This window comes from Stenotrophomonas sp. P5_B8, from assembly GCF_054049855.1.
Window position 1 is genome coordinate 1 of record NZ_JBFULO010000807.1, and the last position, 776, is coordinate 776.

The following is a 776-nucleotide window of genomic DNA, read 5'->3' on the forward strand; positions in this document are numbered from 1 at the left end:
CGCTCATGCTGCCGCCGATCGCGGCGATACCGATGCTGGCCCCGACCCCCAGCCGCTGCAGGTCCCAGGGAATGGTCAGGCCGCGCACCGACTCGAGCAGGTCGCTGGCGATGCGGCGGGCACGCTTGAGCGAGCAGCCGGCCAGGATCACCGCGAACTCGTCACCGCCCAGGCGCGCCACGATGTCCGAGTCGCGCACGCCATGGCGCAGCACGTTGGCCACCGCCCACAGCATGGCATCGCCGGCCAGGTGGCCGTGGTTGTCGTTGATCGGCTTGAAGTTGTCCAGGTCGATGAACATCAGCGAGGCCGACTGCCCGGTGCGCGCCACGCGGGTGATCGCCTGCTGCAGGTGGGCTTCGAACCCTCGCCGGTTGCTCAGTTCGGTCAGCGGATCGACCTCGGCCAGGTGCCGGGCCTCGCGCTGGCGCGCACGTTGCTGGGTCACATCGCGGATCACCCACACCGCCCCGCTGGTCTTTCCGTCTTCGCCGCGCAGCCAGGCGCGGGTCACATCGACCGGCAGCAGCCGCGCGCCGACAGACAGCAGCAGGTCCGAGTGCAGGTCCACTGCGTTGCTTTCCGGGTCCAGCAGCACGGCGATGTCCAGCGGCGAGCGCGGGGCGTACTCGGTGGTCAGCTCCATCACGTCCTGCACCTGGCCGTTGGTCAGCGGCGCGGCGCCGGCGCCGGCCAGTGCGCGGGTGGCGGCCGCGTTGGCGTACTGGATCTGGCCGTGCAGGTCCAGGGTGAGCACCATGTCGGCCACCGCATCC

Annotated in this window: 1 protein-coding gene; it reads right to left on the reverse strand. The window is 70.9% G+C overall.

The features are described from left to right. On the reverse strand, positions 1-776 hold a 776-nt coding region (locus ACXJKH_RS21575), incomplete at both ends, for a diguanylate cyclase domain-containing protein (protein WP_457322447.1).